This is a genomic window from Bradyrhizobium sp. BTAi1, assembly GCF_000015165.1.
In the GTDB taxonomy this organism is placed as follows: Bacteria; Pseudomonadota; Alphaproteobacteria; order Rhizobiales; family Xanthobacteraceae; genus Bradyrhizobium; species Bradyrhizobium denitrificans.
Window position 1 is genome coordinate 2546782 of the sequence record NC_009485.1, and the last position, 17214, is coordinate 2563995.

The 17214-nt window shown below is 65.9% G+C and carries 19 protein-coding genes; 10 read left to right on the forward strand and 9 right to left on the reverse strand.

Features of this window, described 5'->3' with window-relative positions; translation table 11 throughout:
• Positions 1–84: 84 nt before the first annotated feature.
• Positions 85–765, reverse strand: coding sequence for a L,D-transpeptidase (locus BBTA_RS11460; protein WP_012042652.1), 681 nt, complete (start codon positions 763–765; stop codon positions 85–87).
• A 339-nt stretch (positions 766–1104) separates the two neighbouring features.
• Between BBTA_RS11460 and BBTA_RS11465 the strand changes: the two genes are divergently transcribed.
• Complete coding sequence (locus tag BBTA_RS11465; RefSeq protein ID WP_012042653.1) at positions 1105–2082, forward strand: magnesium transporter CorA family protein; 978 nt, start codon at positions 1105–1107, stop codon at positions 2080–2082.
• Between the two features lie 326 nt (positions 2083–2408).
• Positions 2409–2705, forward strand: a complete 297-nt coding sequence (locus BBTA_RS11470) for a hypothetical protein (protein ID WP_244424405.1) — start codon at positions 2409–2411, stop codon at positions 2703–2705.
• Positions 2706–3042: 337 nt separating this feature from the next.
• Here the strand turns inward: BBTA_RS11470 and BBTA_RS11475 are convergent, their stop codons facing one another.
• A complete protein-coding gene (locus BBTA_RS11475) occupies positions 3043–3798 on the reverse strand; it encodes an SDR family NAD(P)-dependent oxidoreductase (protein ID WP_012042655.1) in 756 nt (251 codons plus the stop codon).
• Between the two features lie 135 nt (positions 3799–3933).
• The gene (gene pdxH / locus BBTA_RS11480; RefSeq protein WP_012042656.1) at positions 3934–4584 is read right to left on the reverse strand and encodes a pyridoxamine 5'-phosphate oxidase; all 651 of its coding nucleotides are present in this window, start codon (positions 4582–4584) and stop codon (positions 3934–3936) included.
• Positions 4585–4709: 125 nt separating this feature from the next.
• On the opposite strand from pdxH, the gene BBTA_RS11485 reads away from it, so the two are divergent.
• Positions 4710–5114 (forward strand): RT0821/Lpp0805 family surface protein, encoded by a 405-nt coding sequence (locus tag BBTA_RS11485; protein ID WP_012042657.1) that lies wholly within the window; start codon positions 4710–4712, stop codon positions 5112–5114.
• Between the two features lie 112 nt (positions 5115–5226).
• Positions 5227–6189, forward strand: a complete 963-nt coding sequence (locus tag BBTA_RS11490) for a DnaJ C-terminal domain-containing protein (RefSeq protein ID WP_012042658.1) — start codon at positions 5227–5229, stop codon at positions 6187–6189.
• 350 nt (positions 6190–6539) lie between these two features.
• Here BBTA_RS11490 and BBTA_RS11495 read toward each other — a convergent pair whose 3' ends face one another.
• Together BBTA_RS11495 and BBTA_RS11500 are read right to left on the reverse strand one after the other, a co-directional pair.
• Positions 6540–7310: an anti-sigma factor gene (locus tag BBTA_RS11495; RefSeq protein ID WP_012042659.1), complete on the reverse strand. Its 771-nt coding sequence runs from the start codon at positions 7308–7310 to the stop codon at positions 6540–6542.
• 100 nt (positions 7311–7410) lie between these two features.
• Positions 7411–7899 (reverse strand): sigma-70 family RNA polymerase sigma factor, encoded by a 489-nt coding sequence (locus BBTA_RS11500; RefSeq protein ID WP_012042660.1) that lies wholly within the window; start codon positions 7897–7899, stop codon positions 7411–7413.
• Positions 7900–8105: 206 nt separating this feature from the next.
• Here BBTA_RS11500 and fabI point away from each other — a divergent pair, with 206 nt between their 5' ends.
• The 4 genes from fabI to BBTA_RS11520 all read left to right on the forward strand — a co-directional run bounded on the left by fabI (position 8106) and on the right by BBTA_RS11520 (position 11983).
• Positions 8106–8939: an enoyl-ACP reductase FabI gene (gene fabI / locus BBTA_RS11505; protein ID WP_012042661.1), complete on the forward strand. Its 834-nt coding sequence runs from the start codon at positions 8106–8108 to the stop codon at positions 8937–8939.
• Positions 8940–8952: 13 nt separating this feature from the next.
• Positions 8953–9552 carry a histidine phosphatase family protein gene (locus BBTA_RS11510; RefSeq protein WP_012042662.1) on the forward strand — a complete coding sequence of 200 codons (600 nt, stop codon included), beginning with the start codon at positions 8953–8955 and terminating at the stop codon, positions 9550–9552.
• A gap of 102 nt (positions 9553–9654) precedes the next feature.
• Positions 9655–10740 carry a chorismate synthase gene (gene aroC, locus BBTA_RS11515; protein WP_012042663.1) on the forward strand — a complete coding sequence of 362 codons (1086 nt, stop codon included), beginning with the start codon at positions 9655–9657 and terminating at the stop codon, positions 10738–10740.
• Positions 10741–10807: 67 nt separating this feature from the next.
• Complete coding sequence (locus BBTA_RS11520; protein WP_012042664.1) at positions 10808–11983, forward strand: adenylate/guanylate cyclase domain-containing protein; 1176 nt, start codon at positions 10808–10810, stop codon at positions 11981–11983.
• Between the two features lie 9 nt (positions 11984–11992).
• On the opposite strand, the gene clpS is transcribed toward BBTA_RS11520, so the two are convergent.
• Positions 11993–12298, reverse strand: coding sequence for an ATP-dependent Clp protease adapter ClpS (gene clpS / locus BBTA_RS11525; RefSeq protein WP_041750562.1), 306 nt, complete (start codon positions 12296–12298; stop codon positions 11993–11995).
• A gap of 234 nt (positions 12299–12532) precedes the next feature.
• On the opposite strand from clpS, the gene BBTA_RS11530 reads away from it, so the two are divergent.
• Positions 12533–13387: a DUF1194 domain-containing protein gene (locus BBTA_RS11530; RefSeq protein ID WP_012042666.1), complete on the forward strand. Its 855-nt coding sequence runs from the start codon at positions 12533–12535 to the stop codon at positions 13385–13387.
• Between the two features lie 51 nt (positions 13388–13438).
• On the opposite strand, the gene BBTA_RS11535 is transcribed toward BBTA_RS11530, so the two are convergent.
• A complete protein-coding gene (locus BBTA_RS11535; protein ID WP_012042667.1) occupies positions 13439–14284 on the reverse strand; it encodes a nucleotidyltransferase domain-containing protein in 846 nt (281 codons plus the stop codon).
• Between the two features lie 206 nt (positions 14285–14490).
• On the opposite strand from BBTA_RS11535, the gene BBTA_RS11540 reads away from it, so the two are divergent.
• Complete coding sequence (locus BBTA_RS11540; protein WP_041750563.1) at positions 14491–15063, forward strand: septal ring lytic transglycosylase RlpA family protein; 573 nt, start codon at positions 14491–14493, stop codon at positions 15061–15063.
• A gap of 47 nt (positions 15064–15110) precedes the next feature.
• Here BBTA_RS11540 and BBTA_RS11545 read toward each other — a convergent pair whose 3' ends face one another.
• Together BBTA_RS11545 and BBTA_RS11550 are read right to left on the reverse strand one after the other, a co-directional pair.
• Positions 15111–16346, reverse strand: a complete 1236-nt coding sequence (locus BBTA_RS11545; protein WP_012042669.1) for a class I SAM-dependent RNA methyltransferase — start codon at positions 16344–16346, stop codon at positions 15111–15113.
• Complete coding sequence (locus BBTA_RS11550; protein WP_012042670.1) at positions 16339–17076, reverse strand: TlyA family RNA methyltransferase; 738 nt, start codon at positions 17074–17076, stop codon at positions 16339–16341. Before BBTA_RS11550 ends, BBTA_RS11545 begins: the two co-directional genes overlap by 8 nt.
• Positions 17077–17214: the final 138 nt, after the last annotated feature.

Sequence of the window (17214 nt, forward strand, 5' to 3'; positions counted from 1 at the left end):
AAAAAGGCGCCGGAGGACCGGCGCCTTTGAAAGGGTGCTAAACGCGTTTCTCGGCTTTTGATGTCATGGGCCGCCGCCGCGGTCTTACTGCATCGCGGCGAAGGTTGCTCCGCCCTGCAGCGCCATCTGCGGCTTGTAGGGCGAATCGCCCTTCTTCGGATCCAGCACCACGACAATGGTGCCGACCTTGACCCGGTTGTAGAGGTCGATCGCGTCCTCATTGGTCAGGCGGATGCAGCCCGACGAGATCGAGGCGCCGATATATTCCGGCTGGTTGGTGCCGTGGATGCGGAACAGCGTGTCCTTGCCGTTGGCATAGAGGTACATCGCGCGCGATCCCATCGGATTGTCCGGGCCGGGAGCCACGAAGGTCGGCACGCCCAAGCGCTCGATCTCGCTCTTGGTCGGATGCCAGGCCGGCCACTCGGTCATGGCGCCGACCTTGGCGATGCCGGACCAGGCCATCGCCTCCTCGCCGACGGTGATGCCGTAGCGAATCGCCTTGCCGCCTTCGAGCACGTAATAGAGGTAGTGGCTGTCCGAATCGACGACGATGGAACCCGGGGCTTCCTTGCGGTGATAGTCGACGATCGCGCGCCGATAGGGTTCGGCCACGGGCGTATTGGCGTAGCGGATCTTCGACAGAAGTTCCTTGTCCTTCGGCTTGAAAGCCTGGGTGTTGGTCGCCTCATAGGTCGTAGCCTGCATGCAGCCCGACAACATCAGGCCCGCGGCCAAGAGTCCAAGTTTCACCTTCAGCGACATGTCACCGATTTTCCAAGTTGACAATTGACGTTGCAAGGGCACGGCGGTGCCACCGCAGCGTGATTCCATGCGTCCCATTATCGTCAAAATTGGCCTCGACTCCAGCCGATACACGCACACTCCGCGCTGCAGCGCCGCGATTGTTGCCTTTTTGCCGCAAAAATGCTGCCGGCAATCCCCAACTGTGCTCCGGGTGGCACGGTCTGCCCTGTTCCTGAGCAGATGCAAACAAGCGTTTGCGAAAATGGGCGATGGACCGTAACGGCAAGCTGCGTCACAAGGCAGCATCATCCCGCCGCTAAGCCCCCTAAAACCACGTTTCGTGATTCGGAGTTCTTCATGTTCTCGGTGTTCGTCCCGTCCGAGTCCTCGCTGAAGAAGGCGGCGGTCACCGATCCCTCGGCTCTGCCCGACAATGCGGTCTGGGTCGACCTGGTGAATCCGAGCAGCGCCGAAGACCGCGCCGTCGAGCAACTGGCTGGAATCGCCGTGCCGACCCGGGAGGACATGCAGGAGATCGAGATCTCCAGCCGGCTCTATATCGAGAACGGCGCCCGCTACATGACGGCGACGCTGATGTGTCACTCCGACACCGACATGCCGAGGACCACGGCGGTGACGTTCATCCTGGCAGGGCACCGCCTGGTGACCGTGCGCTATGACCAGCCGCGGCCGTTCGCGGTGGTCGAGGCCAAGCTCGCCCGCAGCTGCGCGCCGGGGATCACCGGCGAGATGGTGCTGATGGAATTGCTCGATGCGGTGATCGACCGCTGCGCCGACATCCTCGAGCGGGTCGGCGCCGACATCGATCAGGTCAGCCACGAGATCTTCGAGCCGAACAATGAGCGGCATGGCCACGCCAAGCAATATTCGCAGATCCTGATCGCGATCGGCCGCAAGGGAGACCTCACCTCGAAGGTGCGCGAAAGTCTGGTCTCCATCGGGCGCCTTGTCACTTTCCTGTCGGCGGTGGTCGAAGGCGTGAAATGGTCAAAGGACATGCGCGAGCAGCTCAAGACCATGCAGCGCGACGTTGCCTCGCTGACTGATCATGCGTCCTATCTCTCCGGCAAGATCACCTTCGTGCTGGATGCAATGCTCGGCGTCGTCAATCTCGAGCAGAACAACATCATCAAGCTGTTCTCCGTCATGGCCGTGGTGCTGATGCCGCCCACCTTGATCGCATCGATCTACGGCATGAATTTCAAGAGTATGCCGGAGCTCGAATGGGCGCACGGCTATCCGATGGCGCTGGTGCTGATGCTGATCTGCGCGATCGTGCCGTACTACATCTTCAAATTGAAGAAGTGGCTCTGACCGAGCGCGTTGCAGATCGGCGCCATGACCGCGGTCTGATCTGAACTGGCGCGGCTGCATCATGCTCGGCAATTCTTGCCCTGCTCGCGCGCCGGTGCTGGCAGTTGTTAGTGACGTGGCTCATCGAACGGCGTCGACGGCTTGCCGCTATGCACGGCATGATTCGGACGCGGCATTGGCAGGAAATATTTGTTAGGCTCGTTGCAACGCCGCTGCAAAGCCGCCTCAATTCCTCAGGTAAAATTTGAGGGGAACGCTGAACGTTTGATCGAAACTTCTCTGCGATAAAACCTGCTCATCAGGACCACCAAAGAGCGCTTCGGCGCGTGGCCTGCGAGACAGAGCTTGAGGGGCGTGTTGATCGCGTCCATGGCCAAGAGGCGGCAATGGTTGAAAAACGCATAACGGCATCAAACAACGTGGTCGAGCTCGCGAGCTATCAGCGCGGCCGCGCCGGTACCGTCGTGGCTCATGCGCTGTCGCCGCGCACCTGCCGTTATTGCGGCGCCGAGCTCGAAGAGGATGAGCGCGATGATGACTGCTCCAGTGCGCTCAACGTCGAATCCGCCCGTCTGCGCTGGCGCGCCGCGCAGATTCTCCGCAACTTGGTGTGCGAAGGCTGAACCGACGTGCTCGGCGCGCGTGGTCATTCGACACGGCAGCCGATGATCTGAAATCAGCTATGCAAGATCGACAGCGCTCCCTTCCGGGGGCGCTATTTGTTTGTAGTGCGATCGTTTGCATCTTTCGTCCCGAGCGTCGTTCTGAAAAGAAGAAACGGATCTTCCGAAAAGATCATGCTCGAACAAGAAGTAGGACCGTGATGCGTTTCTGTGGAACGCATCATGATCCAGCCGGCGTTAATCGCAACTTCGCGGGTCGACCCTGGTTTCGTCGTGAGCTGAAAGCCGGCGTGAACCAAGTCCGAGCCGGGTCTCAGGTCCGGCTTGGCGGCTCGCCTCAGACGTGCTGGCCGCCATTGATGTGGATCTCGGCCCCGTTCACGTAGGAGCTGGTCTCGCTGCAGAGCACATAGATGATCTTGGCCACTTCGTCGGGCGTGCCGAGGCGCTGCATCGGGATCTGCTCCTGCACGATCTTCTCGGTGCCGGGCGACAGGATCGAGGTGTCGATCTCGCCGGGAGCGATCGAGTTGACGCGCACGCCGACGCGGCCGAAATCCGACGCCATCTCGCGGGTCAGCGCCGCCAGCGCCGCCTTGGAGGTGGCGTAGGCCGCGCCTGCAAACGGATGCACCCGCGAGCCGGCGATTGACGTGACGTTGACCACCGAGCCCTTGGCCGCCTTGAGCTCGTTGATCAGGCCGCGCGCCATCATGATGGGCGCGAAGAAGTTGACACGGAAAACGTGATTCCAGGTGTCGAGGTCGGTGTCGACGGTGCCGAGCCGGGCGCCTCCGGCGCCCTTTGGTGAGATTGCCGCGTTGTTGACCAAAGCGTGAAGCTCGCCACCGTCGATCCGCTGCTTGATCTCGGCGATGGCGCGCAGCGTGTCCTGCGGGTCGGAGAGGTCGACCTGGACATGGTCCTCGGGGCCGGCGCCCCAGGGGCATTCCTCCGGGAAGGGATGCCGCGAACAGGTGAGCACGCGCCAGCCGGCTGACGAGAAGCGGATCACGGTAGCATGGCCGATGCCGCGGCTGGCGCCGGTCAGCAGCATCGTGCGCCGCGGTTGGTTGGACGAGGAGGTCGGCATGAACAGGGTCTTTCACGATCCACGCGGGATCAGTTTACCACAATGGTTGGGTGTTCGGTGCGCGATTCCTGCGCACCGAGTTCTGATGGCAATTGTTGCTGGCAGGGGCCGGGGCGTGCGGGCCTGAACGCGCCGCTACGGATACATCCTCACCTTTGTCCACGGCTGGCCGGCCGCGTCGCGCCGGAATTCGATGCGGTCGTGCAGACGGAATGGCCGGTCGTGCCAGAACTCCATCCGCACCGGGGTGATGCGCCAGCCGCTCCACCCCGGCGGCCGCGGCACTTCGCCGATGATGTATTGCGCAGCGACCTTGGCGATCGCCTGCTCGAAGGCGAATCGGCTTTCCAGCGGCTGCGACTGTTTGCTGGCCCAGGCACCGAGCTGCGCCTGCTTCGGCCTAGTCGCGAAATAGGCGTCGGCCTCTTCGTCGGTCACCGGCGTCACCAGGCCGCGGATGCGGACCTGCCGGCGCAGCGACTTCCAGTGAAACAGCAGCGCGGCCTTCGGATTGCCGGCGAGCTCCTGGCCCTTCTGGCTGGCCTTGTGGCTGTAGAACACGAAGCCGTCCTCGTCATAGCCCTTCATCAGCACCATGCGCACATCGGGCAGCCCGCTGTCGTCGACCGTCGCCAGTGCCATCGCATTCGGATCGTTCAGCTCGCTTTTGTTGGCCTCGCTGAACCACTCGGCAAACAGGGCAAACGGTTCGCTGGCCTGGGTAAAATCGGCCGATGTACCGGATGTTAAGGTTGTCTGGTGTTTGATGCTGGTGGGGTCGGTCATGAGTATGGGGAGTCCGAGTTTTGCGTTCACCGGCGGCCAGGCGCGCGCACGTCCATGTCGTTACGGCCCTATATAGGACATCGGTCCGGCTTGGCCTATCCGCGATTGGTCATGCTGGCGCGGCTTTGACACTCATTCTCATCGGACTGTCCGGCGGTGGCTGCAGCCTGTCGCGCCCCGAATCGGCCTTTGCCAAGATGGAGGATGCGGAGATCACGAGCGCGATCAGGCCGGCGCCGGAGCGCGAGCCGACCGAAGCCGATCTCGCTTTCGCCCGCAACGCGGCGTCCGACGTGCTGACCAAGGGCGACAAGGACTCCAGCCAGCCCTGGCAAAACCCGCAGACCGGGGCCCGCGGCTCGGTGACGCCGATCGCCAAGACCTATACCGGCGACAATGGCCGGACGTGCCGCGACTTTCTGGCGAGCTACGTCAATGGCAAGACCGAGCGCTGGCTGCAGGGCTCGGCGTGCCGGATCGAGCGGGGGCGCTGGGACATCCGCACGCTCAAACCCTGGCAGCAAAGCTGAGGGAACGGCTCTGGAACCCGTTGCAAAAATACAACGGACTAACCAGATGAAATGCAAAGCGGGCGGGGAGCCCATAGGTTAATATCTCATTTTCTGTAAGGAGACGTGACGGATGCGTGACCCCTATGAGGTCTTGGGGGTGCCGCGAAGCGCCAGCGCTGCGGCCATCAAGAGCGCCTATCGCAAGCTCGCCAAGAAGCACCATCCCGACAGCAACAAGGATGATCCGAAGGCATCGGCGAGGTTTGCCGAGATCAATTCGGCCAACGAGATCCTGGGCGACGAGGAGAAGCGCAAGCAGTTCGATCGCGGGGAGATCGACGCCGACGGCAAGCCGCGCTTCCAGGGCTTCCCGGGCGGCGGTGCCGGTCGGGGCGGGCCGGGCGGCTTCGAAAGCTACACCTTCCGCAGTGGCGGGGGCGGTCCCGGCTTTGGCGGCGGCGGCGGCTTCGAGGACATCCTGAACAGCATGTTCGGCGGCGCGGGCGCTCGTGGTGCCCGGCCCGGCGGCGGCAGCCCGTTCGAGTTCGATACCGGCGGCGTCGGTCTCGATCTCGACCTGAAGGTGGCGATGTCGGTGACGCTCGAGGAGTCGGTCAAAGGCGGCGAGAAGCGGGTGCGGCTGCCTTCGGGTAAGGAGCTCAACGTCAAGGTCCCCGCCGGCGTGACCGCTGGTCAGCAGATCCGGCTGAAGGGGCAGGGCGAGAGCGCGCCGGGACACCGGCCCGGCGACCTCCTGATCACGATTCAGGTTGCGCCGCATCCCTTCTTCAAGGTCGAGGGCAGCGACATCAGGCTGGATTTGCCGATCACGCTCTACGAGGCGGTGCTGGGCGCCAAGGTCCGTGCGCCGACGCTCGGCAGCGCGGTCGAACTGTCGATTCCCAAGAACACCTCGAGCGGCCGGACGTTCCGGCTCAAGGGCAAGGGCCTGCCCAAGGGCGATGGCTCGATGGGGGACCTGTTCGTCACTACGCGCATCGTGCTGCCGGACGGCAATGATTCCGAGCTGGAGGCGCTGATGACCAAGTGGCGCGACCGCCATCCGTACAATCCGCGCAGCAACCTCTCGTGAGGCTGCGCGTTGCCGGCGGGCTGTGAAGCGATGAGGAGAAAGTGCGGCCTCGAAAGGGGGACCAGCGCGGTACAAAACCCCGATCGAGGCCGCTGGTGTGTCGATCGGCGGATCGAACACTCCTCATTTTTTCGTGAATGTTTGGCGCGATATTGAGACCGGGTGGTGGCCTGATTCCAGATTTTCAGTGACCGAATTGGGGTCTCGCCGCTTGCGTGCGGGTCCGGCGCCCCGAAGCGCGGCCTCTTGCGGCGCCTGCCGCGATCTCGGCGGTCGGCTCAAGCGCCTGCAAGCCCAGCGAAAAAGCGCGCGGCCGTGGTGAGCTTCGTCCGCTTCCGCGCCATCGGGCGCTATCCGCCCGACCGTTCAGCCTGGTCATAAACAAGGCGCGCAACCTGGGTGAGACGGGTGCGGTCAGTTCCTCCGGTGACGACATAGCCGACGCCGCGCTCCGCCCAGGACAGCGCCGCGGCATTGTCCTGGGTCGTATAGCGCATCTGCGCCGCTTCGATCGCGGTCTTGGTGGCGTAGACGGTGAAGCGCTCGCCCGACGCGCTCTCATACATCAGGAACGAGGCCGGGCCGGTCGGGCCGGGCAGCAGCCGTCCGCCCACCAGCTTGAGTCCCGTGGCCTCCAGCTCCGGTGCCTGCACGGTCCGGCCACAGCGCCGCGTCAGCCATTGCTGCAGATGGGCCTTCTCGTCCCCGGGGACCTCGACCGGATGGCGGACGTCGACGACGTAGAGCCGATGCGCGTCGAGCGCCTCTCCGGTCACATTCTGCAACAGAGCCGGCGGCGACGCGGCGCCATGCGCGACCCAGCCGGCCGCGCCGCCGGCCAGGAAAGCGGCGAGGCTGGCCGCGGCCGCGCCGAGGATCCAGCGCCGCGGCTTGCGATCCAGCAGCTCCAGATCGAGGCGCGGCGGCACCGGCTCGTTCGCCACCGCGTCGTAGCGGGCGTGCAGCGCCTCGGCCATCCGGCGCCAGGCGGCCACGCGCTCGGCATCGGCCGGGTGAGCCGCCAGCCAGCTCTCGACATCGCCGCGGCGTTCGGCCGGCAGCTCATCGTCGACATAGGCGTGCAGTTCGTCCTCGGTGACGGGAATCGTCGGATCGGTCATGATCTGGATCTCGTTGCAATCGTGCAGTCGCGCGGCGCGACAGCCCTTGCGCGCGGCAGGCGAGCGCGCCGGCGCGGCTTTTGTGCGGTGGATCGTCGGCTCATTTCACCCTCCGCAGGGCCGGCCGTTCACCTTCGATCACGGCGCGGACATGGGCGCGGGCCCGGGCGAGGCGGGACATCACGGTCCCGATCGGCACGCCCTGGATGTCGGCCACCTCGCGATAGCTCATCCCCTCCAGGACGACGAGCAGCAGCACGGCGCGCTGTTCCTCGACGAGCGTCGCCAGCGCGCGTTCGATATCGCGGCCCTCGGCCTCGGTGCCGCTGGCGTCGGGATTGTCGTCGTGGAGCGGCATGAGCAGCGGCCTGCGGGCCAGCGAGCGCCGGCGGTTCTTGTTGAGGTTGGTCAGGATCGTGTACAGCCAGCTCCTGATGTCGCCGCCGAGGAACAGCCGTTCCGACCGCAGCGCCCGCACCAGAGTGTCCTGGACGAGGTCGTCGGCCGCGTCCATGTCGCGCGCCAACGCCCGCGCATAGCGGCGCAGTGCCGGAATCATGGCCTCGACGCTCTGGCGGAACGCGCTCATGGAATGTCCTGCGGCCGTTCGCTGCTGGGACAAGGCGTGGGCCGCAACCACCCCCTTGCACCGACCATAACACCGCGGTGACGGGCCTATTCCGGTCCGGGCAGACCCCTGCCTGCAGTTTGCCACAGAGCGGGCGGAATGGGGCTGTACCGGGCCAGACCGGTGGTGTACGTCCACAGTTAATAATCAGTTCGATGGGATGCCGCATGGCGCAGATTTCAGGTTTGATGCAGGGCAAGCGCGGAGTGGTGCTCGGCGTAGCCAACAACCGCTCGATCGCCTGGGGCATCGCGAAGGCGGCGCGCGCGGCCGGTGCTGAGATCGCGCTCACCTATCAGGGCGACGCGCTGAAGAAGCGGGTCGAGCCGCTCGCCGCCGACCTCGGCGGCCTCGTGCTCGGCCATTGCGACGTCACGGATCCCACGACCATCGATGCGGTGTTCGATGTCCTGAAGGAGAAGTGGGGCAAGATCGATTTCGTCGTGCACGCGATCGCCTTCTCCGACAAGGACCAGCTCGACGGCCGCTACATCGAGACCACGCAGGACAATTTCTCCAAGAGCATGCTGATCAGCTGCTACTCGCTGACCGCGATCGCGCAGCGCGCCGAGAAGCTGATGACCGACGGCGGCTCGATCATCACCTTGACCTATTACGGCGCCGAGAAATGGATGCCGCACTACAACGTCATGGGCGTCGCCAAGGCGGCGCTGGAGGCGAGCGTGCGCTATCTCGCCGCCGATCTCGGCGAGAAGAACATCCGCGTCAACGCGATCTCCGCAGGCCCCATCAAGACGCTGGCGGCGTCGGGCATCGGCGATTTCCGCTATATTCTGAAGTGGAACGAGTACAACGCGCCGCTGCGCCGGACCGTGACCATCGAGGAGGTCGGCGACAGCGCTCTGTATCTCTTGTCCGACCTGTCGCGCGGCGTCACCGGCGAGGTGCACCACGTCGATTCCGGCTATCACGTCGTCGGCATGAAGCGGCCGGAGGCGCCCGACATCTCGCTCAGCAATTCCGTCGGCGCCAAGGAGTAGCGTTTCAACCGCAATGCCCCGGCCCACGATCTACTACATCCGCCACGGCGAGACGGAATGGAATGCACTCGGCCGGCTGCAAGGCACGCAGGACATTCCGCTCAACGCGCTCGGCCGGGTCCAGGCCGTGCAGGCCGGCAACATCCTGAGCCAGCTGGTCGCACGCAACGGCCATGACGCGATGCGGCTGCCTTATGTCGCGAGCCCGCTCAGCCGCGCCCGCGCCACCATGGAGCTGGTGCGCGAGACCTTGCAGCTGCCGGTCGAGGATTACGCGCTCGATGCGCGGCTGCGCGAGATCGGCTATGGCAAATGGGAGGGCGCGACCCTGCCGGAAATGCAGGCCGCCGATCCGGTTTTCTACGCCAAGCGCCTGACCGAAAAGTGGACCCTGGCGCCTGAAGGCGGCGAGACCTACGCCGATGTCGAACGCCGGGTCCGCGACTGGTATGATCAGCTCACCGGCGATATCGTCGCCGTCGCCCATGGCGGCACGGCGCGGGCGCTGATGGTCGCGCTCGGCTTCGAAACGCCGAACCGCGCCGTCGACCTGCCGATCCAGCAGGGCGCGGTGTATGTGTTCGGCGAGGACGGCTTCGAGAAGTTCAGCTAGCTTGTCCCGTCAGTCCGGGGCGTCTCGCAGAGGCGAAGCCGGACTCTCGCGACCCCGGGCTTCATCCCGGAATGACGGTTTTCCCGATCGGGTGATCAACTCATGTCCTTCAACACCTTCGGCCACATGTTCCGCGTCACCACCTTCGGCGAGAGCCATGGCGTGGCCATCGGCTGCGTGGTCGACGGCTGTCCGCCGCGCATTCCGCTGGAGCCTGCGGAGATCCAGGTCGATCTCGACCGCCGCCGGCCCGGCCAGTCGCGCTTCACCACCCAGCGCCAGGAGCCGGACCAGGTGAAGATCCTGTCCGGCGTGATGCCCGATCCCGACACCGGCGCGCAGGTCACCACGGGCACGCCGATTGCGCTCTTGATCGAGAACACCGACCAGCGCTCGAAGGACTATTCCGAGATCAAGGACAAGTTCCGCCCGGGCCATGCCGACTTCACCTATGAGGCCAAATACGGCCTGCGCGATTATCGCGGTGGCGGCCGCTCCTCGGCGCGCGAGACCGCGACGCGCGTCGCGGCGGGCGCGATCGCGCGCAAGATCCTGGCGGGCGTCAAGGTGCGCGGCGCGCTGGTGCAGATGGGGCCGCACAAGATCGACCGCGCCAAGTGGGACTGGGACGAGATCGCGCGCAACCCGTTCTTCTGTCCCGACAAGGACAAAGCGGCGTTCTTCGAGGACTATCTCGACGGCATCCGCAAATCCGGCTCCTCGATCGGCGCGGTGCTGGAGATCACCGCCGAAGGCGTGCCGGCGGGACTCGGCGCGCCGCTCTACGGCAAGCTCGACGCGGATCTGGCGGCGGCGATGATGAGTATCAACGCCGTCAAGGGCGTCGAGATCGGCGCCGGTTTTGCTGCGGCCGAACTGACCGGCGAGGAGAACGCCGACGAGATGCGCTCGGCCAATGACGGCACGCGCTTCCTCTCCAACAATGCCGGCGGCATTCTCGGCGGCATCGCCACCGGGCAGCCGATCGTGGTGCGCTTCGCCGTCAAGCCGACCTCGTCGATCCTGACCCCGCGCCAGACCGTCGATCGCGCCGGCCACGAGACCGAGATCCTGACCAAGGGCCGTCACGACCCCTGCGTCGGCATCCGCGCCGTGCCGGTCGGCGAAGCGATGATGGCCTGCGTGCTCGCCGACCATCTGCTGCGCCATCGCGGCCAAGTCGGCTGAAGACGCGGCTGAAGACTGACGGCGCCGCTGACTACCGTCGGCGTGCGCGCTGGCCTAGGCTTTGCCAATGGACCCATCGAGCCTGACTGCGCTGATCAACTGGCTCATCGACGGCGCCCGGTCGTCGGACCAGCCGAGCCAGACCATGTCCGAGGCCTGCGGACGCCTCGTCGCGCTCGGCGTTCCGCTGTGGCGCGCCGGTGTTTTCGTCCGCACGTTGCATCCGGAGATCTTCGGCCGCAGCTTCGTCTGGCGGCAGGGCGGCGAGGTCGAGATCGGCAGCGTCGATTATGGCTTCCAGGACTCGCCGACCTATTGGGACAGCCCGCTCGCGGTGGTGGTGCGCCAGGGCGTGGCGTTCCGGGCCAATCCGCAGTCGCCGGAGGCCGAGCGCTACCCGATCCTGATGGACCTGCACGCTGACGGCGTCACCGACTATCTGGCGCTGCCGCTGATCTTTCTCGACGGGGAGGTGCATGCGTCGAGCTGGACGACCAGGTCGCCCGGCGGCTTCACCGAGGCGCAGGCCGAGGCGATCCGCGCGGTGATCCCGGCTTTGTCGCGCTACACCGAGATCATCGGCTTGCGCCGCATCGCCTCGATGCTGCTCGACACCTATGTCGGCAACAGCGCCGGCGCCCGCATTCTGGGTGGCCAGATCCGCCGCGGCCACACCGATACGATGCATGCCGCGATCTGGCTGTCCGACCTGCGCGGCTTCACGCCGTTGTCGGACCGGCTGCCGGCCGAAACCGTGGTCGACATCCTCAACCTCTATTTCGATTGCCAGGTCGAGGCGATCCGCGGGCAGGGCGGCGAGGTGCTGAAGTTCATGGGCGATGGCCTGCTCGCGGTGTTTCCGATCGCGGCGCAGGATGGCGACCCCGCGGAGGTCTGCAGCCGCGTGCTTGCAGCGGCGCGCGCCGCGCGCAGCCGCGTCCACGCCCTGGAGTACGTGAGCGGCGATGCGCGCGAGCGCTTCCGCTTCGGCGTGGCGCTGCATGTCGGAGAGGTGCTGTACGGCAATATCGGCGGCGGCAATCGGCTCGATTTCACCTGCATCGGTCCGGCGGTCAATCTCGCGGCCCGGCTGGAGAAGATCGCCGCGCGGCTGGCGCGCACCGTGGTCGCCTCGGAGACGTTCGCCGGCGCCTGTGCCGAGCCATGGACCGATCTCGGCGCATTCCCGATCGCGGGCCTCGCGACGCAGCAGCGCGTGTTCGGGCTTCGCGAAGAAGATTAGTTCTTCGGTCTATGTCTCAGGCTCGGTGGTGAACAACAGTGGATAGCCCTTGGCACGGCCGGCATCGGTCGCGCGCGTCGCCTTGGTCTCGGCGACGTCCTTGGTGAACACGGCCACCACGCAGACGCCGAGCTTATGGGCCGTGATCATCACCTTGTAGGCCTGGTCCTCGGTCATGCGGAATTCCGATTTCAGGATCATCACCACGAAATCGCGCGGCGTGAAGTCGTCATTGACCAGGATGACCTTGTAGAGCCGCGGGCGCTCGACCTTGGTGCGGACCTTCGTCTTCGGCTTGGTAACGGCGTCGTTCATGTGCGGCGCGCCCGTGTGTTCCTGATGCGGCGGAGCCGCCACAATACAGCCTTCGGTCCCTCCGGGAAACCACGGGCTGCATGCCGTCATCGTGCAAGGCGCACGGCTCCGCGCCTGACCAACATCCGGGCAGGTCGCCCTGGACTAACTGGAAAGTGAATGGCGGCGTGCGTTCCTGCTTTGCTGACCGCGGATTGCGTGTCACCATTATCTGACGCGATTGGAGGGCAGCTTATGCGCTGGTGGATCTCGATCGGGGTGGCGTGTCTGGCGGGCGCCTTGGCCGGCGGCGACGTGGCCAGCGTCGCGGCGGCGCCCGGCGCCCAGGCGGCGCAGCAGCTGAGCGACAAGGACGCCTCCGTCGATGTCGAGCTGATCCTCGCCGTCGACGTATCCTATTCGATGGATCTGGACGAGCTCGCGATCCAGCGCGAAGGCTACGCGCAAGCGCTCAGCTCGCGCGAGTTCCTGCAGGCTCTGAAGAACGGCGTGCATGGCCGCATCGCCGTGACCTATTTTGAATGGGCCGCCTCGAGCGATCAGAAGATCATCATTCCCTGGCGGCTGATCGACGGCCCGGAAAGCGCCGATGCGGTCGCCGCCGAGATCATGAAGACGCCGATCCGCCGGGCCTCGCGCACCTCGATCTCGGGCGCGATCTACTTCGCGATGCCGCTGTTCGACGAGAATCCCTATCGCGGCCTGCGTCGCGTGATTGACATCTCCGGCGACGGTCCAAACAACAATGGTCCCTCGCCGGTCACGATGGCGCGCGATGAGGCGGTGGCCAAGGGCATCACGATCAACGGCCTGCCGATCATGGTCAAGGAGCCGTCCTATTCGACGATGGATATTGAGAACCTCGACCTCTACTACAAGGATTGCGTGACCGGTGGTCGCGGCTCGTTCGTGGTGACGATCAAGAGCCGCGACGAATTCAAGGAGGCCATCCGCACCAAGCTGCTGATGGAGGTGGCCGGACGGACGCCGCCGGCCAAGATCGTGCCGGTCGCCGACGATGCCAACAAGGAGCCGCGGGTGTCCTGCCTGATCGGCGAGAAGATCTGGCAGGACCGCTGGGGCCGGTGATCCAGCCGATCGCGCGCCCTTGGCGAGGACGTACGGGGCAGGGACGAAGCTTCAGCCGCTCTCACAAGCCTGCCGCATGATCTGCGTGAGGTCGGCGTCGAGCGCCTTCAAGACATCGATCGCAGCGCCGAATTGGCTGCAGCCGATCGCCTGCCAGACGGACTGCACGCGGGCCTGCAGACGGTCAGGGGTGAGCGGGAAGCTGGCCGCCTCCGCGAGCGCTGCTTTCTCATTGATCAGGTAGCGGGCATTGATGGCAAACAACACCTGCGCAAGGCAGGCGAGCGCGCGATAGGCGCATCCTGCAATGTGCGTGTGATCGCCACGCGAGATGGCCAGCGCCGCATTGTCGATGCTGAACGTGATCTCCCATCGGAAGCGACCGAGCAGCGCATCGCGCAGCGGGCGCGGATAATGCGAGCAGCGTGATTTCAAACCGGCCAGCAGCTGAGCCGGATCATGCAGGACGCGGCACAATGCGACCTCGCCCATCCAGATCGCCGAGACGAAGCCGTGCGGATGACCCGGCTGGTAATCGATCTCGATCCGCCCGTTGATGCAGTCGGCGATTACCCGGCTGACGGCGTCGATCTCGCGATAGAGCAGGTCGACCTTGTGGCCCGCGATCCGCAGCCAGCCGCCGCCCACGATCCAGCGGCCCCAGCCGCCGACCTCTGTCAGCTCGGCTCGTTGCGGGTCATCGACCAGCGGCGCTATGGCCTCGCGCAACGCGTCGGTGTCGAGCCGATGACCCGGCGCCACATACACCCCGATATCGTAGTCCGACGCGGCGTGCGCCGTGCCCCGCGCGCGCGATCCGCCAAGCGCGACCGCGCCCAGTCCCGGGCATCCGGCGAGGCTGGCGACGATGCGCGCGAGCATCCGGTCGTCCTGCATGAGCCACCTCTTCTTGCGCGGCCTGCTGAGGTAAGCCGATCTGCTGTGGGAAACCTCGCTCCGTCATCGATTCGTCGAATCTGTGACATTGGCGCAACACTTGGTCCAAAAACCAGGAGTTGCAGATAGGCGGGATTCCCTTTTGCCACGGTGCCGCCGCGATTGGGCCGCGACCATGAAGCGGGTGAGGCAGAGGCGCACAGAACATGCGTATCACCGATAGGACAGCAGGTCCCGCGCAGCGCACCGCGCGCTGCTCATTGCTACCCGGCGACATCGCGGGATCCGCCCGCAAGCTGGTGACCGCCGCGCTCGTGTTGGCCGCCGCGGCGTCGCTCGCCGCCTGCGCGCAATCATCGGCGGTCCGGCAGGCGCGCCTGTCGGCGCCGACCAGGCCGGCCGCGGTCGAATTCCGGCCCCAGATCCAGCGCGCCGAGAAGGCGCCGGAGTCGATGGTCCGCGTGCGGCATGCTGAGCTCAGTCCGCCGCCGGTACGCGCGGCGTCGTCGGGTCTCGCCAGCTACTATTCGGAAGGTCAGAAGACCGCGAGCGGCGAGCGCTTCAATCCCTCCGAGCTGACGGCGGCGCATCGCAGCCTGCCATTCGGCACCCGTCTGCAGGTCACCAACGTCAAGACCGGACGTTCGGTGGTGGTGCGCGTCAACGATCGCGGACCGTTCGTCCAGGGGCGCGTGGTCGACGTGTCCTACTCAGCCGCCCAGGCGCTCGGCATGGTCAACACCGGCGTCGCGCCGGTGAAGGTCAACGTGGTGAGGTAGGAGTCGCATCCGTCATTGCGAGCTGCGCTCGCAATGACGCGGAGAGCTCACCGCGCCAATCTCGCCACCAGCTCGACATGCGGCGTGTGGCGGAACTGGTCGACGGGCACCACCGTCTCAAGCTTGTAGCCGCCGTCGATCAGCAGGCGCATGTCGCGCGCGAAGGTCGTGACGTTGCAGGACACGGCGACGATCACCGGCACCTTGCTGGCTGCGAGCTGCTTGGCCTGCGCCTGCGCGCCCTGGCGCGGCGGGTCGAACACGACGGCGTCGATGTCGCGAAGCTCCGCTGGCATCAAGGGACGCCGGAACAGGTCGCGGGCCTCGGCCTTGATCGGCTTGAGACCGGGGCAGCCGGCGGCCTTCTGCAGCGCTGCGATCGAGCCCGCGTCATTGTCCATCGCGGTGACGCGCGCGCGCGCCGCCAGCCGCAGCGCGAAGGGCCCGACGCCGCAGAACAGGTCGGCGACGTGCTTGGCCTTGGCCGTGCGCTCCAGCACCAGCCGGGCCAGCGTCTCCTCGCCTTGCACGGTGGCCTGCAGGAACGAGCCCGGCGGCAAGGTCACTTGCGCCGTGCCCATGGTCACCGTCGGCGCATTGCGCATCAGCACCAGCTCGCCATGGCGCGTCAGCCGCGCCAGGCGGTGCTGCTCGGCGAGGCGCGACAGCGCGGCAACGCGCGCCGGCGGCAGCGGCCCGGAGCCGCGGACATCGATGTCCAGGCCGTTGTGGGTGGCGGTCGCCTGGATGTCGAGCGGCTTGCCGGTCGGCTTCAGCGCTTCGGCCAACGCCCATGCGGCTTCCAGCGCGCCATCCAGGGCAGGGTCGAGGATCGGGCAGCGGTCGATCGGAACGATGTCGTGGCTGCCCGTCGCCGAGAAGCCGACCCTGAGGACATCGTGGGTGCCCATGCGGGCATGGAAGGTGGCGCGGCGCCGGCCGGCGCCGTGGGCGTCGATCAGATCCGCGACCTCGCAATCGACCTTCGTTGCGCGCAAGGTCTCGACGACGATGTTGCGTTTCCATTGCTGATAGGGCTGCGTCGCCCAGTGCTGGATGGCGCAGCCGCCGCAGACGCCGAAATGCGGGCAGAACGGCGCGATCCGCTCGGCGCTGGGGGTCTCCACTGCCAGCAGCTTGCGACGGTCGGGGTGACCAGGAATGGCCGAGGCCTCGACGGTCTCGCCAGCCAGCGTGTAAGGCACGTACAGCGTTTCGCCCGAGGACAGCGACACACCGTCGCCACGATGGCCGACATGGTCGATGACGAGACGGTCAACCATGGCGGCGCGCTCCCAGGAAGAATTCGGCGTTGCCGTCGCCGCCCTTGATGCAGGATGGAAAGATCTCGATGTCGCTGCAGCCGAGCGCGGCCGCGAAGGCCGCGACGTCGTCGCAGACCGCCTGGTGGACGGCGGCGTCCTTGATGATGCCGCCCTTGCCGTGCTTACCCTGCGCCTCGAATTGCGGCTTGATCAGCGCCAGCAGGCTCATCGGCGACGCAGCCAGCGACAGCGCCACCGGCAACACCGATTTGAGCGAGATGAAGCTGCAGTCGATCACGACCACATCGGGCCGCTGTGGCAGGCGCTTTCCCTCATAGCTGCGGATATCGGTCTGCTCCATCGACACGATCCTGGAATGATTGCGCAGCGACGGATGCAACTGGTCACGGCCGACATCGACCGCGAAGACGAGGGCCGCGCCATGCGCCAGCAGCACCTCGGTGAAGCCGCCGGTCGACGCGCCGACATCGAGGCAGACATGCTCCTCGACCTCGATGCCGTAATGCTCCAGCGCAGCCGCAAGCTTGACGCCGCCGCGCGACACCCAGGGATGCGCCGGCTCGGCCTGCAGCGAGGCGTCGGCGGGCACGGTCTCCGACGCCTTGGCCACCTGCTTGTCATTGGCGAACACCAGTCCCGCCTCGATCGCCGCCTGCGCCCGCGCGCGGCTCTCGAAAAGACCGCGTTCGACGAGGAGGACATCAGCGCGTTTGCGGGGAGGGGACATGGGCGATATCGCGAGATTGGTTGCTGAGGGCGACGCAATGAGTTTCGGACTCCGTCATTGCGAGGAGCGAAGCGACGAAGCAATCCCAACTTTCTTTGTAGCCCTGGATTGCTTCGCTTCGCTCGCAATGACGAGTTT